Origin of the sequence: uncultured Campylobacter sp. (assembly GCF_938017775.1) — a bacterium.
In the GTDB taxonomy this organism is placed as follows: domain Bacteria; phylum Campylobacterota; class Campylobacteria; order Campylobacterales; family Campylobacteraceae; genus Campylobacter_B.
This window is the reverse complement of the sequence record NZ_CALIIU010000019.1, coordinates 27964-48802: the sequence shown is the minus strand read 5'-3', so window position 1 is coordinate 48802 and position 20839 is coordinate 27964. Positions and strand designations below refer to the sequence as shown.

The following is a 20839-nucleotide window of genomic DNA, read 5'->3' as shown; positions in this document are numbered from 1 at the left end:
GAGCGTGCGTCATTTGCCGTCCGGACCCAGGCCGTGCAGTATGTATCCAAACTCCGCGCCACCTACGAGGATGATTTGGTTATTCGCGTTGCAAAGCGAGGCTACTTTGCTTACTTTCTCCGGTAGCTCGACGACATTTCCGCGCATATCTTTAACCGTCCTCGGCTCGCCCGCGGCGGCATTTAGACAAAACGCTAGAAACAAAGCGGCGACGAGAGCCAAATTTTTCCTTACGAACATACTCTCTCCTTAGTGCCAAAATTTTATAAAACGTCTAGGGCTGCGGCATGCCCTAGGTTTTACCCTCCCCTTAGAAAAACAAAAAATATCTCGGCGTCTTGCGTTTATACTCCAAATACTCCCGCCCGTAGGCTTGCTCGCAGTAGCGCTCCTCGCCCAGGACCACGAGATGGTTGTATATGGCAAAGGGCACTATCACTATGAGTAGCCACAGCGACGCCGAGGCGATACAAACGCCCGCCATGCCGAGGAAATAAAAGAAATACATCGGATTGCGCGATAGGCAGTAGATGCCGCCTTGTGCGGCTCTGTCCGCAGGGGCTGCCGCATAGTCGTAAAAGGCTTTGATAAAGCCCGCAAAAGCCGCTACATAGATCACCGCTCCGATCCAAAACCACGCGCTGCCCGTCTTAAGAGGCACGAAGACCGATAAAATGAGCAGCGCTACTTGCAGCAGCGAGCTTATGATCGCATTTCGCTTATCCGCGAGCGTGTACCATGAGGTATCGGTGGCGCGCTTGCCGACCTCTTTATAGATAAACATATATACGAATTGTATCAGCACCATCGCAAATGAGGGTATCCAAGCGCCCGCTAGAGAAGGCTCAAGAGTCGTAAAAAATGAAATTTCCATGACCGCTCCCTTTGCTTTAAATTTTATCTTGCAGCTTTGTTTTGCCCTTGTTTGCTTGTCGTTGCTTTGTCCTTTTTCACCCGCCGCGGGTTTAAATTTTATTCCGCCTCGCACCGCTTATTCAGCGCGCTCTTTGCTAGGTACGCCGCCCGCCGCCGATGCCGCTTTGATGAAGTATATGGTATCGGCCTGCTTGGCGCTATTTGTTGAAAGAGGTTTCGGCGCTGGTAAAATGGCGGTCTTCTCGGCACCGATGTGCGTCGCACGATGAAACATTCTGTACCGATGTGCCGCCACTGATGAGAGATTCGGCACGGATGCTGCCTACTGGGTGCGGCGCCGACGTCTTTCGTTCGGTGCTGCGTCTTATTTGCCCTCCGGGTTAAGTCCTTTTAAAATATAGCCAAATTCCGCGTCGCTTAGCTCGTAATTCATAAATTTTTTATAAAACGCCTTCGTTTCGGCCTTTATGTCGATGTCGGCAAAAAGCTCCGGCTGGATAGTTTTCGCCGCCCATAAAATTTGAAGCACCGTATCCGCGCCGTATCGATCCCAGTTGAAAACTCCGCGCGGATTGCCGTAAACGCGTCCGTTTTTGACCGCATCCGTGCCGCTGTAAACCGGGCTTGATTTGATCTTCTCTACCGCATCTTCGTTGTGATCGCCGCCCACGATTATGATCTGCGGGTTGCTCGCGATGATCTCCTCGGCGGTGATAGTTTTCATCGGGCCTTTCGTGGCGGTGATCGCATTCGTTCCGCCGGCCAGCTCTATCCACGAGTCGATCAGCGTGCCCTTGCCGTCGATCTTTAAAAGATCGCTCCCGCCTACGATGTGAAGGACGCGCGGGCGCTTGTCGGGGCTTAAATTTGCGGTGCGGCCGCTAACCAAAGCTATATTTTTATCGAGATTTGCGATCAGATCCTTCGCTCTTTGCGGCGCGTCGCCGCCTAGCATATCGCCGCACATCTTGATGCTACGCCTCATCTGCTCGTAATCGCTAAAGGACGCCTTTAAAACGGTAAAGCCCTGCTTAGCTAAATTTTCGCCTGCCAATGCGGTTGAGACGATGACTACGTCAGGGTTACGGCTCATCAGCTCCTCTAAATTTACGTCGTTATTTTTTAGCAGTACTGGGATCTGTGCCAGGCGCGGATAAATTTTAAGAAACCATGCGTTTTTGCTGATATTATCGGTGGTAGCGACGATCTTATCCGCTCCGCCCAGAGCCAGTAAAATTTGATTGTTCGAGTGCCAGAGTGCAGCGATACGCTCAACTTTTGCGGGGATTTTGACCTCAGCTCCGTCCATATCCTTGATAGTTCTAAGCTCTGCTGCGCTCGCAAAAAGCGCACCCGCTAAAAGCAGTAGTAAAAATTTTTTCATTTTTTCTCCTAAAGGGCATTGAAATATACGCCGCGATATTACAAAAAACCTCATTAAAATTGCGTAAATTTTAACCGCTATCGCCGCGATTATTTATTATTTTTCAAAGTAAATTTTTATATAATCCATTTTAAATTTAGCATTTTTAAAGGAGAGAAAATGGGTGAAATTTTATATTTGATAGGCGCCGCCGCTGGGGTTTTAATCGCGCTTTTTATCATCGTGCCTCTGTTTTTCAGGCGCATAGTGGAGACGAATGAAGTGCATATCGTCCAAAGCGCGCGCAAGACGACGAGCTATGGCAAAGATACCGGCAACGGCAACAGCTACTACGAATTCCCGAGCTGGGTGCCGGCGCTGGGCGTTACGAAGATCGTTTTGCCGGTCTCGGTCTTTAGCATCAAGATCGAGGATTATGAGGCGTATGATCTGGGCAGGCTTCCTTTCGTAGTCGATATTACGGCGTTTTTTAGGATCGTGGATTCAAATTTAGCCGCACAACGCGTCAATAATTTTCAAGATTTGAACAATCAGCTCACAAATATCATTCAAGGCTCCATTCGTTCGATCCTTTCGAGCCGCGTGCTTGAGGACATCTTGCAGATCCGCTCCGAGCTCGGAGACGATTTTACCAAGGCGGTAAAGACGCAGCTGCAAAACTGGGGTATCGAGCCCGTTAAAAACATCGAGCTCATGGATATCCGCGATAGCAGCGGCAGCAAGGTCATCTTAAACATCATGGAGAAGAAAAAATCCCAGATCGAAAAGGAAAGCCGCGTAGAGGTCGCAAACAACACCAAGCTCGCCCAGATCGCCGAGATCGAAGCCGCGCAAGCAACCGAAGTGCGCCAGCAGGAAGCCAATAAGATGGTAGGCCTTAAAACCGTCGAAAACGAGCGAGAGGTCGCGATCTCAAAGGAGCAGGCCGAGCAGCTCATCAAGGATCAGCAAAAGATCACGCAGGAAAAGGCGATGGAGGTCGTGCGGGTGAACGACGTCAAGCAGGCCGAGATCAAAAAGCAAGTGGAGATCGTAAAAGCCGAGCAGGAGCAGCGCAAGATCGAGATCGACGCCGAAGCGCGCAAAAACGCCAAAATCCGCGACGCCGAAGCGATCAAGGAAAATCAAATTTTAGTGGCGCAGGGCGACAAAGAGAAGCAATTTCTCGCCGCCGCGGCGCTTTTGGAGATGAAGGACAAAGAAGCGCAGGGTACGCTAAAGATAGGCTCTGCGGAGGCCGAGGCGCTTAGGCTAAAAGAGCTCGCGCCCGTAAACGCACAGATCGAGCTGGCGCGTGAGATCGGCGAAAATCAGGGATATCAGACCTATCTCATTTCGATCAAACAGATCGAAGCGAACCGCGACATCGGTCTGGAGCAGGCCAAGGCACTAAGCGCGGCGGATCTTAAGATCATCGCAAACGAAGGTAGCGTGGGCGAGGGGATGAGTAAATTCGGCGAAATTTTAAGCGCCAAGGGCGGCACGCAGCTAGCCGCGATGCTCGAAGCGCTAAATCAAAGCGAGGTCGGCAAAAAGGTGCTGGATAAAATTTCGGGCGCCAAAGAAGAGGGCAAATCCGAGTAATATTCGCAGCGCCTCGGGCGAGTAAAATTTTAAATTTATACGCTAACGGCGTTGCAGGGGAGAGTAAATTTGAGTAATCGCTAGCGGCACCGCGCAGGCGAGCAAATTTGAGTAGTCTGCTTGTTTTGGCAGTCTGTTTATTTGCGCGGTTTGCTTGTCCGCATTAGATAAAATTTAAGGCGCTGGCGGAATTTTAGAGATTGCGAAATTTCAAATACTCGCGGAATTTCGGATTTTCGTGGGATTTTAAAACGTCGTGGAATTTTAAAATGCTGCAGAATTTTAAATATCGTGGAATTTAAACGCTGTGAAATTTCAAACGCTCGTAAAATTTCAGGCTCTCGTGAGCGAGCATTAAAAACGGCGCGGTATCGCAAGTATTCGCAGGGCGCCGAAACTGCGCGTAAATTTTAAAAATTCGCAAGGCGAAGTAAAATTTAGGACGCGCAGCTACCTGTCATAGACTACGCTTAGCGGTTATCGGTTGCTGTCAAATGCTTGAGCTCTGCCGTTTATCGGTCAAATTTTGCCGCCTGCGAGGCTAAATTTATTGGTTCGCATGAAATTTAAGAAGCGCGAGCTGTTGGCGGCAGCGCAAAATTTAACCCGTCTGCATAAAATTTTAAGGAGCGCACGATGGCAAACGCCGTAAATTCCGCGCAGTACCGAGCGCGCATCAGGCAGGCAGAAACTCTTTTCGAGGGGCGAAATTTTACCCGGCGTCAAACGATAAATTTAAGCGGCGGATATGAGATCGTAAAGGACGCATATAGGCTCGGCGCGACAAGCTTCAGCGGCGGCGAATACACGCTGTTTGATACTCACAAAACGCAGATAAAAAGCTGGCGCTGTATAGACGATCGGGCGGAATTTTTTAGCCTGATCCGCCACGCAGACGGCAAATTTTACCTCGTTTTTCGTCAGGATCTATACGGCTACAGCGTGCTTGATCTAGCCTCAGCGCAGATCATGCGCTTCGTGCCGGACACCTGGCTAGACGGCAAGGAGAGCTTCATTTGGGACGGCGTGCACTATCTGCGGGGTTGGGACGCGCTGGCCGCGAGCGGCTGCTACTGGGGTGCTCCAAACGACGTGCATTTGGTAAGCTTTGCCGAGCCGATGAGTGAAGAGCAGAGATATGCAGACGTTTTAGACTGCATGCAGGGCGGTTACGACATCTATGAGCAGGCTGATTTTGCAGGCTTTGAGGATAATGAACTGAGCCTGAAATGCTTTCGCGCGGACACCTTACGATATGAAAACGTAAAAATTTCGCGCGAGCAATACCGCGAATGGATGCGCGAAGCAAAACGGCTATAAGGCTTAAATTTGCTAAATTCGCGCTTAAATTTAAAGGCTTGCAAGTGGTAAATTTTAATGACGAGCCGCAAAAGCGGAATTCAGAGAGACCAAAGGGGCTGAAATAAGGAATACGGATGTTTTTTGAATACATTTTAATTGGCGCCTGCGTAGGCTTTATCAGCGGATTTTTCGGCATCGGCGGCGGCACGGTCGTGGTGCCCGTGATGATGCTCTTCGGCTACGATGTCAAGTACGCCATCGGCATTAGCATCATGCAGATGATTTTTAGCTCGATCTTCGGTTCGTTCGTAAATTTTAAAAGCAAAATGCTAGACGTCGCGCCCGCGCTGGTGCTGGGGCTCGGAGGCTTTTGCGGCGCGCTTAGCAGCGGCTTTATCGTAAGCTATTTCTCCTCAAAATTCCTTCTGGGCACGCTTATTTTGGTGCAGATCATAAATTTAATCAAACTCTTTAAAACCCCGACCGAGCCCGCGGGCGAGACCAACGAATCTAAAATTTTGCTCTTTATCGTGGGGCTGTTCGTCGGCGCCGTGGCGATCAGCGTGGGTATCGGCGGCGCGGTATTCGTGATGCCTATTTTGATCAGCTTTTTAAACTACGACATCAAAAAGGCCGTCAGCACGGGGCTGTTTTTCGTGATATTTTCCTCAAGTGCGGGTTTTATTAGCCTCTCCGCGCACAGACTCGTGCACTACGAAATCGGTGCGTTACTCGGCGTCGGCTCGCTAGCGGGCGTTTATGCGGGCGTCAAAACCTCGCACAAGAAACTCATCGCTCGGGTTCTCGTCGTCTAGATGCGCGGGCGTGACGAGCTCAAGCGCGGTTTGCGGGATCGTCGTTTTAAACGTCTCTATTACCCACTGCTGAAATTTCACGTTTGGATGCACGATAAAGTCGTCGCTGTTTGGCGGCGCGCTAAAATCCTCGTCCCAGCAGATTTCATCGTATCCGATCGCAAGCAATCGCAAAAAATCAAGCCCGCTATGAGCCAAAACGCAGGTCATCGTCGAGCCCGAACCCGATCCCATGTGCCGGGTCTAGTCTCGCCCGCATCATCCAGCCATAGCGCGCACATCGAGCCCTCCGAGCCGCTGCCTGCGAATACGCAAAGCCGATGCTTGATCTCCGCGGCAAGCTCGCGATCCTCGCCGTAAAACCAATACCTTAGCTCCTCGTCGCGATTTTTCGGCTCATCCGTGAAAAATACGATGTCCGTGCCGCCCTCGCGCTCATCGTCGCTCCAACTCTGCTGCAGCCGATCCTGTGGGTAGAGATAGCGCGTCTACGCCCGCCAACGTCGTCATAAAAGCCGTTTGCCTCGATCCACGCATAAAGCGCCTGGATCTCGCTTGGCACGCGCATACCCTGCGGTAGTACCTCGCGCAGCTGCGCTAGTAATAAATTTTCCACGATCGCTCCTTTTGCTAAATTTACAGCTCGAATTTTACTTTATTTCGGCTAAATTTACGGATATTTTTCTAATATCTGCAGCGTTTTACGCGCCTCGTCGCCGCAAGCACAAATCGGGCTTTTAAAATTTAGCCGATTTTAGTTGCGATACGCACGCAGCGGCGTAAGCGCATATTTAAAAAAGAGTGTGATAATTTTAAGTAGAAAAATGCGTAAAATTTTACGACCTAAATTTTACTATTTTAAGGCCTCTTTGCTTTTTTGTAGAAATTTACGATTTTAAATTTAGCTCGCCGTAAAGAGTAAAATTTTAGCGATATCTATAAATTTAAAATTTCCCGCGCCTTTTGTTTGCAAGCCTTAAATTTTTGCTCAAACTCCGCGCGTCTTTGCAGCTCGGTTTTCGCCCCTATTTTGGTGTATCCAGAGCCTCGCCCCAGAAAATATACATAGCCCATATTCTAAAATTTCGTTATAAACGGCATTTTGTCATTATTAAATTTACAAATTTTGCCGCCGTCTGATCGGACGGACGAAATTTCGTCTAAATTCCAAGCTCGGCTCTTACGAGCGCTTCGTTTTGCGGCGTCAAAAAGCCCGCGATATCCTGCCACATGGAGTGAAAGCCGTACCCGCCGTCTATCATCTCGCTGCGCGCGGCGTCCAGACTCCAGCCCTGATAGATCACGCGGTACATCGCCACCACAAGCCCCGTGCGATCGGCTCCGTGATAGCAGTGCACGAGCACGGCGCCCTCCTTTTGGCGCTCGCGAATGGTGCGCAAAACGTCCGCGATCTGTGCGGGCTTTATCTCCCAGCTTTGAAGCGGCTTGTTTGCGAGCCAAAATTGATCCCCAAACGCCCTTTTGTCGCCGCCTCTGCTAAAATGGCGCAGATTTACGATGCTTTTGATGCCAAGCTCGTGCAGCTTCGCGGCGTAGCTTCCATCAAGCTGTGCGCTACGAAACAGCAGCTCGTCCACGCGGTAGAAATTTTTTGCTTCGTCGATGAGGGTTGCTTTTTGCGATGAGTTTGGGTTTGTACCGCGCGCTGCGGTATCTGCGCTCTTAAACCCCACGTTTTGAAATTTGGCGTCTTTTGCGTCCGCGAGATTTTGCTCCGCGCCGCTCGTTTTTCTAAAATTTATGGAATTCGCTTCTGTCGCAAGCTCCGCATTCATGCCGGTCGCAAAGAAAAATACAACCGCTAGCGCAAGGGTTTTAAATTTCAAATTTCATCCTTTAAATTTGGCTAAATTTTATGATTTTTCTAAAATTTTATGCTCGGCAGGTTAAAATGCAAAATTGCAAGCGCGCCTAAATTTAACGCAAAATTTGAGCGTCAAGGCCGCCCAGATCGCCGCCAAATTTTACTGCAAGCCCGCAAGTCGCGCCGCAAAAATTAAAATTTCGTTTTAAAATTTCCCCGTTCCCGCCCTGGGTATCGCTAGATCAGCATTAGGTAGTTACATTGCGTAGTCACATTGCCCCTGTAAATTTACTGAAAATAAATCGTAAAAAGGGGGTGCGCCGTTTCCGCGAGCGCTATTAATTCCGTTGCAGGGAAGGTTTTCATGCTCGCCTCTTGCGATACTTACCCGAAATTTTATCTTTTCGCGAAATCCTTTCGAATTTCGCCGCTAAATTTGACGCTTTAGTCGATCAGATCGGTCTGCCAGTTCGCACCTTGCAGCGTCGTATCAAGCTGTCTGATCTGCCTAGCTAGCTCGTCCACCTGCTTTTGCAGCGCCGCGACGTCGACCGTGCTTAGGATTTTAATCTCGCTGCGTGAATAAACATCCACTTTTTGCGCGGAAGCTTGCGCGAAAGCCCGCAATGCACCAGCTTTTAGCGTGAGTATGTCGCGTTTGGCGATCAGCTCGGTCAGGTTCTTGCCGTCCGCTTTTGCGGTGCAGTTGGTTAAATTTATCCGAACTATCAGGCGCTCAAGCTCGCTTGTGAGCACGTCCAGCTCGGCTAGCAGCGCCTTTGGCTCTTCGCTAGGATTCTCGCCCTCTTGCACTTTCGCATTGTCCGCGAGCCTTGATTTTAGCTGCTCGATGCGTTTTTGTATGTCGGCGCGCAGTATCAGCGCCTCGGCTAGTTTCATTTTCGTCCTTTTTAAAATTTATTTGCCGCTATTTAGCTGCCGATCTTGTCCGTAGTGCGGTGAATACGGGCCGTATAGTAAGCAGTTATTGCAGTTCTGCCCCAAAAGTATCGCATCTGCGCTCGCAGAGAGCTTGTATCCCGCATCGGTGATCGTATCACTAACCTGCTTAATGACAGCGGAGATCAGCATACCCACGAGATTGTTACCGCCTCCGCCCGAGTCGTCGCTGACCTGCGCCGAGCCCTCCCAGAGCATCACGCCGCTTCGCAAATCCACGAGTTTGGCATTGACCGCCACCACGTTCGTGCTTTTGATAAGCATATACGAAGTGCCGTATTTGACGACATTCAGATACAGCACGGCGTCCGCACCGAAAATCTGCCTTAGCTTGTGCGCGGAGACATTTTGGATGTCGCTAGCCTCGTAAATTCCGTTATTTTTGAAGGTCTCATGCACGAGCGCTGGATCAAATACATAATACCCCGCTTCGCTTAGCGGATAGATCGCGTTGGCAAGCACGGCAGCACTTGCGTCCACTTCGGTTGTTTCGTTGCTCGGCATCAGCACCAAAATCGATCGAGGCTTAGCCTGCTGAAGCGCCGAGTAGTCATAAATTTCAGGCTCACTTAGAGCGCACGCATTAAAAAACAGCGCCACGAATACGCTAAAAATAGCTATTTGAGCTTTATTTTTCATTTTTTAGCCTTTTTATTCGTTTTGCCGCCCTGCTTTGCGGCAGCTTTGCCTTGCTTCGCAGAGGCTGCTTTGGCGGCTTCGCGTTCGCTTGATCCTTGGGCTTTATCGGCGCCGGGCTTGGCTGCAGCCTCAGCTTTTTTAAGCGCGGCGGGGTTTGTAACGAAGGTCAAAAACGGTTTTGATTCAGGGAAAGCCTGAGCTTCTTTTTCAAAGTTCTCTCTCGCCCTTGCGCCGTTACCCGCGCTTAGATACAAAAGCCCCAGATGCGAATAAAGCCCCGGCGGGACTTTGAGTCCCTTTTCGTATGCTTTTTGGATAGATTTTTCAAGCGCTTCGATCTGCTCGCCTACGTCGCCTTCCTGCTTTAGATACTGATAGGTCGAGTCCGTGTAGCTGCCGTCCCAGTAATAAATTTGATTCCGGCTCCCGCCGCCGCAGCCGCAAAAGATCACGGCCGCAGCGGTAAGCGCAAAAACGCTACCTGCTTTCAAATTTTATCCTTATCTCACTTTAAACGCGCCGTTTTCAAGGCCGTTTACGAGATTATTGACCGCTTCGATGATCGCTAGGCTTAGCACCTTGCCGTTTAGCGTCGAATCATAGCCCGCAGTGCCGCCGAAACCTAGCACTTCGCGATTAGATAGCTCATACTCGCCCGCACCCTGGGTCGAAAAGACCACCTCGGACGTTCTAACATCAACGATGTTTAAATTTACTTTAGAATACGCGGTTTGAGTCTTTCCCTTGCCTAAAATTCCAAACAGCTGATGATCTCCGGTCGTCTTGCGGCCAAACTCAGTCACGTCGCCGGTGATAACGTATCTGGCGCCTTTTAAGTTTTGTGCGCTTTTGGAGATTGCGCTTTCCTCTTTGATGGCGCGCATATTCGTGCGATCAAGCACCGAGAAACGTCCTGTTTGTTGTAAGCTTGAGATCAAAATTGTCTGCGCTTGGTTGCCCAGTCTGTCCTCCCCGTCGGAGAACACCCCGTTGTTGTAAGAGGACTGGTTGTTAAAGCGTCCTACCGACACGGCGATCCGCTCGCCAGAGTAATTAGTGTTTAGACTCGCTACCGTAGGGGTTTGCACTACGCGAGAGCTCTCTTTCGCGCATCCGCTAAATAGCGCCAGCACTGAAGCTGCAATAACGGCAGCCGATATGGTTTTTTTGAAATTCATTCTTTACTCCTTGAAAAAATTTACGTATGATAGCAAGAAATTCTTAAAAAAACGGATACGATTTGTTTCAAATTTAATTAATTTGCCTTAAAATACGCCATGTCAAAATCGCGGAGATTTGATAAAGATCGCGCGAACAGCGGCGTCACTTTAAAGTAAGCAAATTTTAAAAGAGGCTTGCCGATGCGAAGCCGCTTTTAAAAAGCTTATAAAAAACCGCGCGCAGCTCTGCCTCAATTTAAATTAAACTCATCCGGTTGCGCTGAAATTTAGGGAAGTTTAAACGATATGTTTTTAAAATTTAACTTATATTTTAGCAAGGTGAAGCGCGCGTACTAAAGCTCTGCGAAATTTCAATTTTTTCAATGAGGCAGTCCGGATCGATCTTAAAAACGATAGAAGTTCAAATTTGAAAGGAGCTCATATGCCAAAAAGCTACTTTAAAAATTTATACGCGGATTTGCGCGCAGGCAGGCTGCTGCTGCATCCGATTTTGGTGACGGCGGCATTCTTGGCGGCGCGCCGGCTTTGCTACTTTATAATTTTTCATTTTATTTTCGATCGCTGGTATGGCTGGGATTTCGTAGGAGAAGGGATATTCGTATTTATGCTTGAGTTCACGTGCTGCGCCTATTTTATCACTCTATGCACACATTTTTTGCTCGTGCGAAAGATCAAATACTCTTTTGCGCTTATATGGGCGGCGCTTGCGGTTTTGCTCGTCGCAGCGTGCTTTTTGGGATATTATCGCGTAGATATCGATCATCAAAAAGAAGGTGTGTTTTACTCCTTTTTCCTCGCATCCCTAATCGCCGCGAGCATCTATCTTTTGTTTTTATCGGTCGTATGTAAGCGATTTTTGCCGATTATTTACGCGGCGGTATTTGTCGTGAGCTACGCATTGGCGGTTTATATCGTTTTTAAGGCGCAATCGTTCGGCGCTTTCTCATCCGCTTGGGCGCTGTCGATCGTTTGTCCTTTGCTATGGGCGTTTTATTTCAAATTTGAGTTCAAAAGAATTTTCGCCTCAGAGGATAAAAACACGCAAATAAACGCACCTGCAAGTGGCGAGGAGTGAAAATTTATCCGCAACAAAATACTACAAAATTTTACTGCCGCGCACAAACGAGTAAAGCGGCAAATTTCACTGCCCGGGAGCACGTTTGACAATGCGACGATTAATTTTCGCCTTACAATCACGCCCGTTTATTTTGTCTGCTTGAAAATAAATTTGTTATAATCCCGAAAATTTAAAAAATCACAAAAGGAGTCGTATGTTTAATATCCTACTCGTCGAAGATGACGAGGCTTTGAGCTCGGCGATAAGAGAAAAACTGCTTGACGAGGGCTTTAGCGTGAGCTGCGCCTTCGACGGCAAGCAGGCGATAGAGGCGTTAGACGAGGCTCACTTCGATCTGATCATCTCGGACGTGATGATGCCTAAGATGGACGGCTTTGAGCTTAGCAGATACGTTAGGCGCGACGGAAAGAGCCAGCCGATACTGATTATAACGGCAAAAAGCGAGATCGAGGATATGCAGACGGGCTTTAAAAGCGGCGCGGACGATTATATGAGCAAGCCGATAAATTTAAAAGAGCTCGTGCTGCGCGTGCATGCGCTGCTAAGACGTGCAAAGATCGCGAACGAAAAGCGACTTCTCATCGGTGAAAGCGAGCTTGACTACGATACGCTAAGCGTCTGCGCGGCGGGCGAGCGGATAAGCCTGGCGCCGAAGGAATTTCGTCTTTTGTTTCTGCTACTAAGCTACGCGGGCAGAATTTTTACGAGATTTGAGATAATGAGCGAAATTTGGGGCTACGAAACGGACAGCGACGAGCGCGTCGTCGATACGCACATCAAAAAGCTGCGGGCGAAATTTGAAACCTCCAAGGATTTTGAGATAATCACCGTGCGCGGGCTCGGCTACAAAGCCGTAAAAAAGGAGCGAGCGTGAAAAAATACCTCATCAGCCTTAAAAGCTTCATCGCGTTTTACTCTTCGCTCGCATTCGGCGTGATAAATTTCATCGTCTGCTTTGCGGTTTGCATGCTTTTTTACATAGGCATCGGCGGTAAGATCGGCGGGTTTTGGGACGGAGTGGCGCTGTGTGCGATCATCTGCCTAATCACGATGGCGCTAAATTTTACCCTGCTTTACTTCGGACTTAAAATTTTATTCCGCCCGATCAAGCGGCTACTAGACGCGATCACCGCGATCGCTAACGGCGATTTTGAGGCGCGCGCTGAGCGCAAGATACACAGGTACCGCACTGATTACCTCTATATGCACGAGCTGGACGAGCTTGTAGTAAACGTCAATAAAATGGCGCAGAAGCTGCAAAAGCACGAGCAGCTGCAAAAGGAGTTCGTCTCAAACGTCTCGCACGAGATGAAAACACCGATCTCCTCAATCGCCGCGTTAAGCGAGATGATAGAGGGCGGCGTGAGCGAGGAGCGCGCGGCGCGATACGCAGCCTCGATCGGCGCGGAAGCAAACCGCCTAAGCAAGCTCTGCACCGATATGCTAAAGCTAACGAGACTCGATAGCGGCGCGGCGGTGCGCCTAGATGAAGCGGTACATATAGACGAGCAGCTGCGGCAATGCATCATCTCGCTGAGCCAAAGCTACGAAGGGCACGAGTTTGAGCTAAATTTATCGCCGCTTAGCGTGCGATCAAACGCGGGGCTGCTAAATCAAATTTGGCGAAATTTAATCGAAAACGCGCTTAAGTACTCGCGTCGGGGCGGTAAAATTTTCGTCCGTTGCCGCGCTTGCGACGGCTTTGCGCAGGTGATCGTAAAAGACGAGGGCATCGGCATCGCGCGCGAGAAGCTGGATAAAATTTTTGACCGATTTTATCAGTGCGAGGAATCGCATAAGGAGCTCGGCAGCGGGCTTGGGCTTAGCATCGTACGCAGAGCGCTCGATATTTTAGGCGGACAGATCGAATACGAAAGCGAGCCGGGCGTCGGAACCGAGGCGCGCGTTAAAATTCCGCTTTAAATTTCAGATCAAGACGGCGCGGATGAGCTGCGTCTTATAATTCATAGCTCGCCGTGAAATTTCGCCCCACGGGCGCAAGTCGCGCCGATACAAGCTTTAACGACGTAAAAAAGCGCGGGTGCGTCGCGCGCCGCATTCACATAAAATTCTGCTTTAAATTTTATATCGATTTGCTGCGGACGCCTCGCGCGCCGCGACGAGGTCGGAATTCTGCTTTAAATTTACCGCGCGCTGCGACTTTGCCGCCCTTTACGGCTTTACCGCGCATTACGGCGGGCGGCAGGCTCGCTTAAATTTGCCGCGCCTTAACACAGATAGCTGAATTTTGCCTGAAATCTGCCGTCGTCTCGCACTTTACGACGGACGGAGAAAATTTTGTCCTAAATTTCAAAAGACACATTAAGAACACAATCATCTTATATAATCCCGCCCATAGATCGATCGGGTACGCCCCTAGCGGCCCGAGCCGAGCAATAAATAGAATTAAAAACAAAGGAGAAGCGATGAATACGACCGTACTTCATTCGGTGCTAGCGATAGAGGCCATTTTATGGGGGCTTTTGTCGGCTGTAGTTTTAGGCGCGTAATTTTTACGCTTTGAGCTCGGCGATCTGCCGAAAATTTATAAAATTTACGAAATTTGCGCCCTGCCTCGCATCCGCTGCGAAAAGGGGCGCACCCTCGCTAACTATCTAAACTAAAATTTTAATCCGCTATCCTCTCATCACGCGCTGTATATTTTCAAAGTAAAATTTACGCTCATAGCAGCGCTGCGCTAAGCTAGTGCGCCTTTAAGTTTGACGAATTTATTTAAACAAACGCAGTAAAATCCGAGCGTAAAATTTAACGGAGTAAATTTTACTTTGCATCAAAGCGCAAATCTAGGAGCCAAAATGCCAAAAATCGTAAATTTTTTCAAATGCGTCTGCACAGATATTTTCGCGGGCAGGGTCTTGCTACATCCGATTTTACTTACGGCTGCGTTTTTAGTGGCTAGATCCAGCGCGTTTTGGCTGATAAATAACGCAATATTTGGCCTCGGTTACGACTGGGGTTTCTTGGGCGACGGCTTCTTTTTAATGTTTTACCACTTTATCGTAAATGCGTATTTTTTAGTATTTTGCTCCTATATGCTATTTAGGGCTTCTTTCGCGCGCTGGCTCAAATTTATCTGGCTGGCGCTCGCTATTTTTATACTTATAGGCTGTATTTACGGCTATTTTGACGCTCATATAAACCGCCAAAAAGAAGGGGTATTCGTCGGCTTTTTTATCGCATCTTTAATTGCGATTTGCGCTTATGTTTTAGTAATAACGATTGAGTTAAAAAGTTTCCTACCGATCGCATACACGGTCGTTTATCTGATTAGTTTTTCCGCCTCGATATAGCTGGTTTTTAATACTCAAGGAAATTACACTGCAATGGTTTTAAATATCCTTTGCCCGCTTGCGTGGACGTTTTATTTTAAATATAAATTTAAAGGAGCGCTTACTAAAAACGCCGAAAACGAGAGTAAAATTTAAAGTACAAAGTCGGACAAATTTGGAGATTTAGCGAGTTAAATTTTCATTTCGTCTGCAAATCCGTCAAATTCAGGGTCAAATTTTACTACCCAAATTTTAGCCGTGATCAAAAATACGCAAGTAAAAAAGCTATTTTGCGTTAAAGTCCTCAAATTTAGTCGGTAAATTTCGCTTCAAAGGGCGGTTTTAAACGCCGATGTTTAACTAAATTTAGAAATCTTAAAAACTAGTCAAAAGATCCGAAACCCAAAATCCAAGCCGTGCCAAAAGTCCTAAGTCTAAAAATTTATCTACCGTTATACAAAGTATCGTGACGATAAGTGCGATCATCCAGCGCTTTTGAGCTTTTTTGCCAATTTGATCTGGGTAAATCGCGTCGCTGGATAAAATTTGAAGCGGCTTTGCAAGATATCTGCTCGCAAATTTTGGCCGCTTATCTTAGTTTTTACTTGAGCATTTTTGAGAATTTGAGCTTGCTTGATAGGACAGCATGGTTTTGCAAATAGTTGTTTTGTAGATCGGCGGCAAGACGTAAATTTAGATAAAATTTTTGGCTCAATTTAATCGCAAAATAGCAGATCAATCCGCCGCACCGCGGTTTATTAAGTAAAGCATATGTTTTGTTTGGTCGCAGTAAACGGCTAAATTTTATTTTCGGCAAATTTTAAGCGGTAAATTTTAGATAAATTTTACCCCCGAGCGGATTGTCGGGGGTAGGGAGATAGCGCTAGATTAGCGCAGGAGCTACGATAAATCCTAGAGCAACCGAAAGCGCAACCATAATGGTTCCCGGAAGGAAAAACGAGTGGTTAAATACAAATTTACCGACTCTGGTTGTTCCGGTATCGTCCATTGCGATCGCGCCGAGCGTCGTAGGATAGGTAGGGAGCACGAACAAGCCTGAAACGGCTGCGAACGATGCGACTAAGATCCAAATTTGACCGGAATTTTCAGGGCTAGTCATTCCAAGCGCAGCGGCGACGGCAGGCATCATAACCTTTGTGGTCGCAGCCTGCGAGTATAGCAAGCAGCTTAGGAAGTATAGCGCGACGGCTAGTACGAAAGGATACTGCGTAACGACGTTTTTAGCTACCTCTTTGATGCTGTCGATGTGACCGTTTACGAAAGTAGTACCGAGCCATGCGATACCGATGACGCAGATGCACGCATTCATACCGCTTTGGAAAGTGCTGGTAGAGAGCAGTTTGCCCGTATCGATCTTGCACAAAACAGCGATAAGAAAGCCGATAGTTAGCATAAAGCTAATGATCGCGCTATCTCTTGAAAGGATTGGTTTTTCTACCAAGCCGACGCTCTTTGAGATCGCAAGCGCATAGCAAACGACGATCAAAACGCCGATAGCAAATATCGCAACCGATCTTTTCGCGTAAGGCTTTGGCTCTTTATACTCCTCGGCTTTGATCTCGGCTACAAGACCTTTTGAAAGTCTCTCTTTGTAAACAGGGTCTTTTGAAAGATCGAGATCGTAAAATTTATTTACGATAAAAGCCGTAATCAACATAGCTACGAAGGTAGTAGAGATGCAGATAAACAAAAGTTTAGGATAGCTAACGCCTAGCTTTTCGCACAAGCCGCTCATAGCGACGAACGCCGCTGAAATAGGGCTCGCAGTGATCGCTACCTGAGATGAAACGACTGAAAGCGCAAGAGGAGCGGAAGGCTTGATATTTTGCGTCTTTGCGACCTCGACGATAACCGGGATCATAGAAAACGCAGTATGTCCGGTGCCCGCAAGTATCGTAAGTAGATAGGTAACGATAGGCGCTAGGAAGTTGATCTGCTTAGGATTTTTCCTTAAAATTTTAGATGCTACCTGAACCAAATAATCAAGTCCGCCTGCGACTTGCAGCGCCGTAATCGCGGAGATTACCGATGCGATAATTAGGATAACGTCAATCGGGATATCCTTCATATCGACCTTCATACCCAAAATGGCTAGGACGATGACGCCTAAGCCACCTGCATAACCGACGCCCATGCCGCCTAGCTTAACGCCTAGGTAGATGCCGCCTAACAAAACAATAAATTGCAATATCACCATAAAGTCCATTGCAAAACTCCTTATAAAGTAATTTTTTTAACGGCGCGCAGAATTCTAAAGATTTCAGCAGGTAAAATCCGAATTATCTTTATAATTCAGTGGTCGGAATTCTATGCGGAATTTTATCCTAAAATTTCGCAAGTGGAATTTTACTCCACGGAAGCTAAATCTAACTTGATGAAATTCTGCATCTACGGAATTCTGCACGATCAATTTTATCTATTTAGAATTCTACTTTGCGGAATTTCGCCTATTAAATTAACCGACGAAATTCCGCGCCGCACCTAGTTTGAAACTATTTTTTGCTCATATGCGGGTTGAGCATAGATTTAGGCTCTAGGATCTTATCGATCTCCTCTTTTTTCAAATATCCGCGCTCTAAGCAGATTTCACCGACGGATTTTCCGGTCTGAAGCGCCTCTTTGGCGATACTTGCGGATTTTTCGTAACCGATATATGGATTGAATGCAGTAACGATACCGACGGAATTTAGCACCGATTTTAGGCAAGCTTCAGGATTTGCCTTTAGATGTTTGATAGCTTTTTCAGCTAGTGTATTCATCGCATTTTCCAAAAGCACGATCGAGTTAAATAGCGCATATGCGATGCCAGGCTCAAACGCATTAAGCTCGAATTCTCCGCGCTCGGAGCAAAGCATAATAGTCACGTCGTTGCCGATTACCTCGTAGCAAGCCTCGCCTACGACCTCGGCGATGACTGGGTTTACTTTGCCCGGCATGATGGAGCTGCCCGGTTGCATCTTAGGAAGCTCGATTTCGCCTAGTCCGCATCTAGGACCGGAGTTCATAAGACGTAGGTCGTTTGCGATTTTACTTAGGCGGACGGCTGCTGTTTTTAACGCGCCACTAACGTGGACGAAGTCCGCAGTGTCTTGTGTGGCGGCGATGAAGTCCTCTGCGGCTTTAAATTTAACGCCGGTGATCTCGCCCAGTTTTTTCTCGACTACGTTTTTGTAATCAGGGTGGCAGTTGATGCCCGTACCAATCGCCGTAGCGCCCATATTTAGGTAAGTCATCGACTCTCTAGCAGCTTTGATAAGTGCGATATCGGTTTTGATGTAGGTAGCAAAAGCGTTGAAAGTGTTTCCAAGAGTAGTAGGAACGGCGTCCTCAAGCTCCGTCCTTCCCATTTTTATGACATCTTTGTATTCTTTGGCTTTAACTTCAAGCTCTTTTTTCAAATTTTCCATAGCTTTTAATAGATCGGTTAGCTTGGCGTAAGCGGCGACTTTGATCGAGCTAGGATAGGTATCGTTGGTGCTTTGACCCAAATTCGTGTGATCATTTGGATGGAGGTATTGGTATTCGCCCTTTTTATGTCCCATGCTCTCCAAAGCTATATTGGTAATGACCTCGTTGGTATTCATATTCGTTGAAGTTCCGGCGCCACCTTGGATCATATCGACTACGAATTGATCTCTGAACTCTCCTGCGATGAGCCTGTCGCAAGCTTTTGCAATCGCATCGGCTTTTTGCGCGTCTAGGACTCCGACCTCTTTATTGGCTAGTGCAGCTGCTTTTTTGATTTGTGCAAATGCCTTGATAAAAAATGGATAGTCTTTGAGCGCTCGTCCGCTTAGGTGGAAGTTCTCTAGTGCCCTAAATGTTTGCACACCGTAGTAAAAATCGTCGGAAATTTCTAATTCCCCGATGAAATCGTGTTCTTTTCTGGTCTTTGCCATAATAAGTCCTTTCGTTGAAATTGTTAATGAAATTTTAAAGCTTTTAGTATTAAAAGCAGCTTAAAACGTAACGAAAAATTAAAATTTAGAAATTAGTATGATTGTTTAAGGCTTTAAATAGAATTTTACTTAAAAAATATTTTGGAATTCGTTACTAAGGCATAATTACACTTTAATAGAAATATCGTATCGCACGCAGATTATGAAAGTAAAATTATAAAAATTCTTGTTTAGCTTAAATTATAATTTGAAAAATTTGAAGTTAAAGGCAGCAAAATGGAATTTTTCATTGTATTTGTATTTACTAGCGCGGAGCTATTTTTTGCGTTTTATAAAATAAACATATAGGAGCGAGATTATAATGACGACGGCGAACAGAGCGATCGTAATTAGATGCAGATCTTGCTTGATTAGCTCCTCGTTTTCGCCGATGAAATATCCCAAGCTCATTAGTATTAGTGTCCAAATCGCAGCCCCAAGCCCGGTAAATAGCACGAAGCGCGCGACATTCATCTTTGCAAGCCCCGCAGGAAGGCTGATGTATTGACGAATACCTGGGATTAGGCGGCAGTTAAACGTTGAAATTTCGCCATGACGGTTAAAAAAAGCTTCGAATTTTGCAAATTTCTCCTCGGTGATGCCTACGTATTTGCCGTATTTAGCGATAATCTTACGTCCAAAAAAGTAGCATAGATAGTAATTAAACAGCGCGCCGGTGATGCTGCCGCCAAGCCCACAAACAAATGCTATAACAAAGCTCATCTGCGATTTTGAGGCCAGATAGCCCGCAGGGATCATCACGACTTCACTTGGGAAGGGAAAGAAGCTGCTTTCTAAAAACATCATCACAAAAATGCCAAGGTATCCCCAACCTGCGACAAATTCTACGATAAAATTTACGATATTAGAAAGCATTTGAATTCCTTGATTTAATGTAAAAAACCGGCTGCGCTTAAAATTCCGCAAAATTTAACATCGGCAGAGCGAATAAGTTTAGAATTTAACAATCCGGCGATACAAGAGTGATCTTAAAATTTCACAAAATTTAGCGCATATAAAATAAAGGCGCGGGCTAAAATTTATCCTTGCAAGTTACTGCCGCAGCGAACTTGCATATAAATTTAATAGCCTCGCGCCTTAAAATTAAAACTATTTTGCGTATTCGATGTTTAGTTTCCCGAATAGCTCGTTAGCCTTGTCATCGATTTTTTTGTTTACTTTGCTTGGAAGTAGCTGATTTTTGATGAGATCTTTTACCTTTTCAAACGGCATAGTCTCGGCCTTTTTGCTGCTTTCTTTGTAGATTACATGATATCCGAATTGTGTCTTTACCGGCGTTTTGCTCATCTCACCATCTTTTAGCGCAAACGCTGCTTTTTCAAACTCCGGCACCATCATCCCTTTGCCGAAAGAGCCTAGATCGCCACCGTTTTCTTTCGCACTTGGATCGATTGAAATTTCTTTAGCTAGCTTATTAAATTCCTCTTTTAAATTCTCTTTTTTGACTTTTGATAGCTTCGCAATCGCGTTTTTAGCAGCCTTTTCGTCTGCTACTAAGATATGACTTGCGGTAACGGAATCTGGTTGCATGAAATTCTGTTTATTTTCATCATAAATTTTTTTGGCTTCCTCGTCGCTGATGCTTACGTCTTTAGCCTGTTCGCGTTGCCATAGATTAAATGCGATGCCATCTTTAGCAAGCTCTAGCTGATGTTTATATTCGTCGCTGTTTTCAACGCCTGATTTTTTCGCCTCTGCGATTAGAAGTTTGTATTTGATTAGATCGTCGATTAGTTTTTTCTTCTCATCGGCGGTCGGTTCCTGCCCGCCGTGCTGCATACCTTGAGCTAAAAACGGTGCAACATCCTCATCCGTAATAGTGATATTCGCGTCTTTTGCAGTAGCCAAAACGCCTGCATTAAGCGAAGATATAGCCATAGCGGCAACAAAGCTGAAAGATAAAATTCTTTTCATTATTTTTCCTT

At 46.9% G+C, this 20839-nt stretch carries 22 protein-coding genes; 7 read left to right on the top strand and 15 right to left on the bottom strand.

Features of this window, described 5'->3' with window-relative positions; all coding sequences use genetic code 11:
- Positions 1-9: 9 nt before the first annotated feature.
- The 4 genes from Q0537_RS03330 to Q0537_RS03315 all read right to left on the bottom strand — a co-directional run bounded on the left by Q0537_RS03330 (position 10) and on the right by Q0537_RS03315 (position 2260).
- Positions 10-240, bottom strand: coding sequence for a hypothetical protein (locus tag Q0537_RS03330; RefSeq protein ID WP_299225082.1), 231 nt, complete (start codon positions 238-240; stop codon positions 10-12).
- A gap of 70 nt (positions 241-310) precedes the next feature.
- Complete coding sequence (locus Q0537_RS03325) at positions 311-874, bottom strand: isoprenylcysteine carboxylmethyltransferase family protein (protein ID WP_299225080.1); 564 nt, start codon at positions 872-874, stop codon at positions 311-313.
- 117 nt (positions 875-991) lie between these two features.
- A complete protein-coding gene (locus tag Q0537_RS03320) occupies positions 992-1150 on the bottom strand; it encodes a hypothetical protein (RefSeq protein WP_299225078.1) in 159 nt (52 codons plus the stop codon).
- A 90-nt stretch (positions 1151-1240) separates the two neighbouring features.
- Positions 1241-2260 carry an ABC transporter substrate-binding protein gene (locus tag Q0537_RS03315; RefSeq protein WP_299225076.1) on the bottom strand — a complete coding sequence of 340 codons (1020 nt, stop codon included), beginning with the start codon at positions 2258-2260 and terminating at the stop codon, positions 1241-1243.
- 159 nt (positions 2261-2419) lie between these two features.
- Between Q0537_RS03315 and Q0537_RS03310 the strand changes: the two genes are divergently transcribed.
- The 3 genes from Q0537_RS03310 (at position 2420) to Q0537_RS03300 (ending at position 5961) form a co-directional block, all read left to right on the top strand.
- Positions 2420-3844, top strand: coding sequence for an SPFH domain-containing protein (locus tag Q0537_RS03310; protein ID WP_299225074.1), 1425 nt, complete (start codon positions 2420-2422; stop codon positions 3842-3844).
- A gap of 636 nt (positions 3845-4480) precedes the next feature.
- Positions 4481-5164, top strand: coding sequence for a hypothetical protein (locus tag Q0537_RS03305; protein WP_297997407.1), 684 nt, complete (start codon positions 4481-4483; stop codon positions 5162-5164).
- Positions 5165-5280: 116 nt separating this feature from the next.
- Positions 5281-5961 carry a sulfite exporter TauE/SafE family protein gene (locus tag Q0537_RS03300; protein WP_299225072.1) on the top strand — a complete coding sequence of 227 codons (681 nt, stop codon included), beginning with the start codon at positions 5281-5283 and terminating at the stop codon, positions 5959-5961.
- Here the strand turns inward: Q0537_RS03300 and Q0537_RS03295 are convergent.
- The 7 genes from Q0537_RS03295 to Q0537_RS03265 form a co-directional block, all read right to left on the bottom strand.
- Entirely contained in the window at positions 5893-6195 is a 303-nt protein-coding gene (locus Q0537_RS03295) for a hypothetical protein (protein WP_299225070.1), read from the bottom strand. The genes Q0537_RS03300 and Q0537_RS03295 overlap by 69 nt on opposite strands.
- A gap of 136 nt (positions 6196-6331) precedes the next feature.
- On the bottom strand, positions 6332-6577 hold the full coding sequence (locus Q0537_RS03290) for a hypothetical protein (RefSeq protein WP_299225068.1): 246 nt from the start codon (positions 6575-6577) through the stop codon (positions 6332-6334).
- 544 nt (positions 6578-7121) lie between these two features.
- A complete protein-coding gene (locus Q0537_RS03285; RefSeq protein ID WP_299225066.1) occupies positions 7122-7808 on the bottom strand; it encodes a tyrosine-protein phosphatase in 687 nt (228 codons plus the stop codon).
- A 422-nt stretch (positions 7809-8230) separates the two neighbouring features.
- Positions 8231-8686 carry a DIP1984 family protein gene (locus Q0537_RS03280; protein WP_299225064.1) on the bottom strand — a complete coding sequence of 152 codons (456 nt, stop codon included), beginning with the start codon at positions 8684-8686 and terminating at the stop codon, positions 8231-8233.
- Between the two features lie 18 nt (positions 8687-8704).
- A complete protein-coding gene (locus Q0537_RS03275; protein WP_299225062.1) occupies positions 8705-9385 on the bottom strand; it encodes a DUF799 domain-containing protein in 681 nt (226 codons plus the stop codon).
- Positions 9382-9876, bottom strand: coding sequence for a DUF4810 domain-containing protein (locus Q0537_RS03270; RefSeq protein ID WP_299225060.1), 495 nt, complete (start codon positions 9874-9876; stop codon positions 9382-9384). Before Q0537_RS03270 ends, Q0537_RS03275 begins: the two co-directional genes overlap by 4 nt.
- A 9-nt stretch (positions 9877-9885) precedes the next feature.
- Positions 9886-10563, bottom strand: coding sequence for a CsgG/HfaB family protein (locus Q0537_RS03265; RefSeq protein ID WP_297902493.1), 678 nt, complete (start codon positions 10561-10563; stop codon positions 9886-9888).
- Between the two features lie 424 nt (positions 10564-10987).
- On the opposite strand from Q0537_RS03265, the gene Q0537_RS03260 reads away from it, so the two are divergent.
- The 4 genes from Q0537_RS03260 to Q0537_RS03245 all read left to right on the top strand — a co-directional run bounded on the left by Q0537_RS03260 (position 10988) and on the right by Q0537_RS03245 (position 14955).
- Positions 10988-11641, top strand: coding sequence for a hypothetical protein (locus Q0537_RS03260; RefSeq protein WP_299225058.1), 654 nt, complete (start codon positions 10988-10990; stop codon positions 11639-11641).
- 196 nt (positions 11642-11837) lie between these two features.
- Positions 11838-12518: a response regulator transcription factor gene (locus tag Q0537_RS03255; protein WP_297883365.1), complete on the top strand. Its 681-nt coding sequence runs from the start codon at positions 11838-11840 to the stop codon at positions 12516-12518.
- Positions 12515-13567 (top strand): HAMP domain-containing sensor histidine kinase, encoded by a 1053-nt coding sequence (locus Q0537_RS03250; RefSeq protein ID WP_299225056.1) that lies wholly within the window; start codon positions 12515-12517, stop codon positions 13565-13567. The genes Q0537_RS03255 and Q0537_RS03250 overlap by 4 nt, the downstream gene beginning before the upstream one ends.
- An 893-nt stretch (positions 13568-14460) precedes the next feature.
- Positions 14461-14955 (top strand): hypothetical protein, encoded by a 495-nt coding sequence (locus Q0537_RS03245; RefSeq protein WP_299225054.1) that lies wholly within the window; start codon positions 14461-14463, stop codon positions 14953-14955.
- Positions 14956-15817: 862 nt separating this feature from the next.
- On the opposite strand, the gene Q0537_RS03240 is transcribed toward Q0537_RS03245, so the two are convergent.
- From Q0537_RS03240 to Q0537_RS03225, 4 genes are all read right to left on the bottom strand, one after another.
- A complete protein-coding gene (locus Q0537_RS03240; RefSeq protein WP_299225052.1) occupies positions 15818-17161 on the bottom strand; it encodes an anaerobic C4-dicarboxylate transporter in 1344 nt (447 codons plus the stop codon).
- 286 nt (positions 17162-17447) lie between these two features.
- Positions 17448-18854, bottom strand: coding sequence for an aspartate ammonia-lyase (locus tag Q0537_RS03235; protein ID WP_005870686.1), 1407 nt, complete (start codon positions 18852-18854; stop codon positions 17448-17450).
- Between the two features lie 315 nt (positions 18855-19169).
- Entirely contained in the window at positions 19170-19769 is a 600-nt protein-coding gene (locus Q0537_RS03230; RefSeq protein ID WP_297916153.1) for a DedA family protein, read from the bottom strand.
- A 234-nt stretch (positions 19770-20003) separates the two neighbouring features.
- Entirely contained in the window at positions 20004-20828 is an 825-nt protein-coding gene (locus Q0537_RS03225; RefSeq protein WP_297881087.1) for a peptidylprolyl isomerase, read from the bottom strand.
- Positions 20829-20839: the final 11 nt, after the last annotated feature.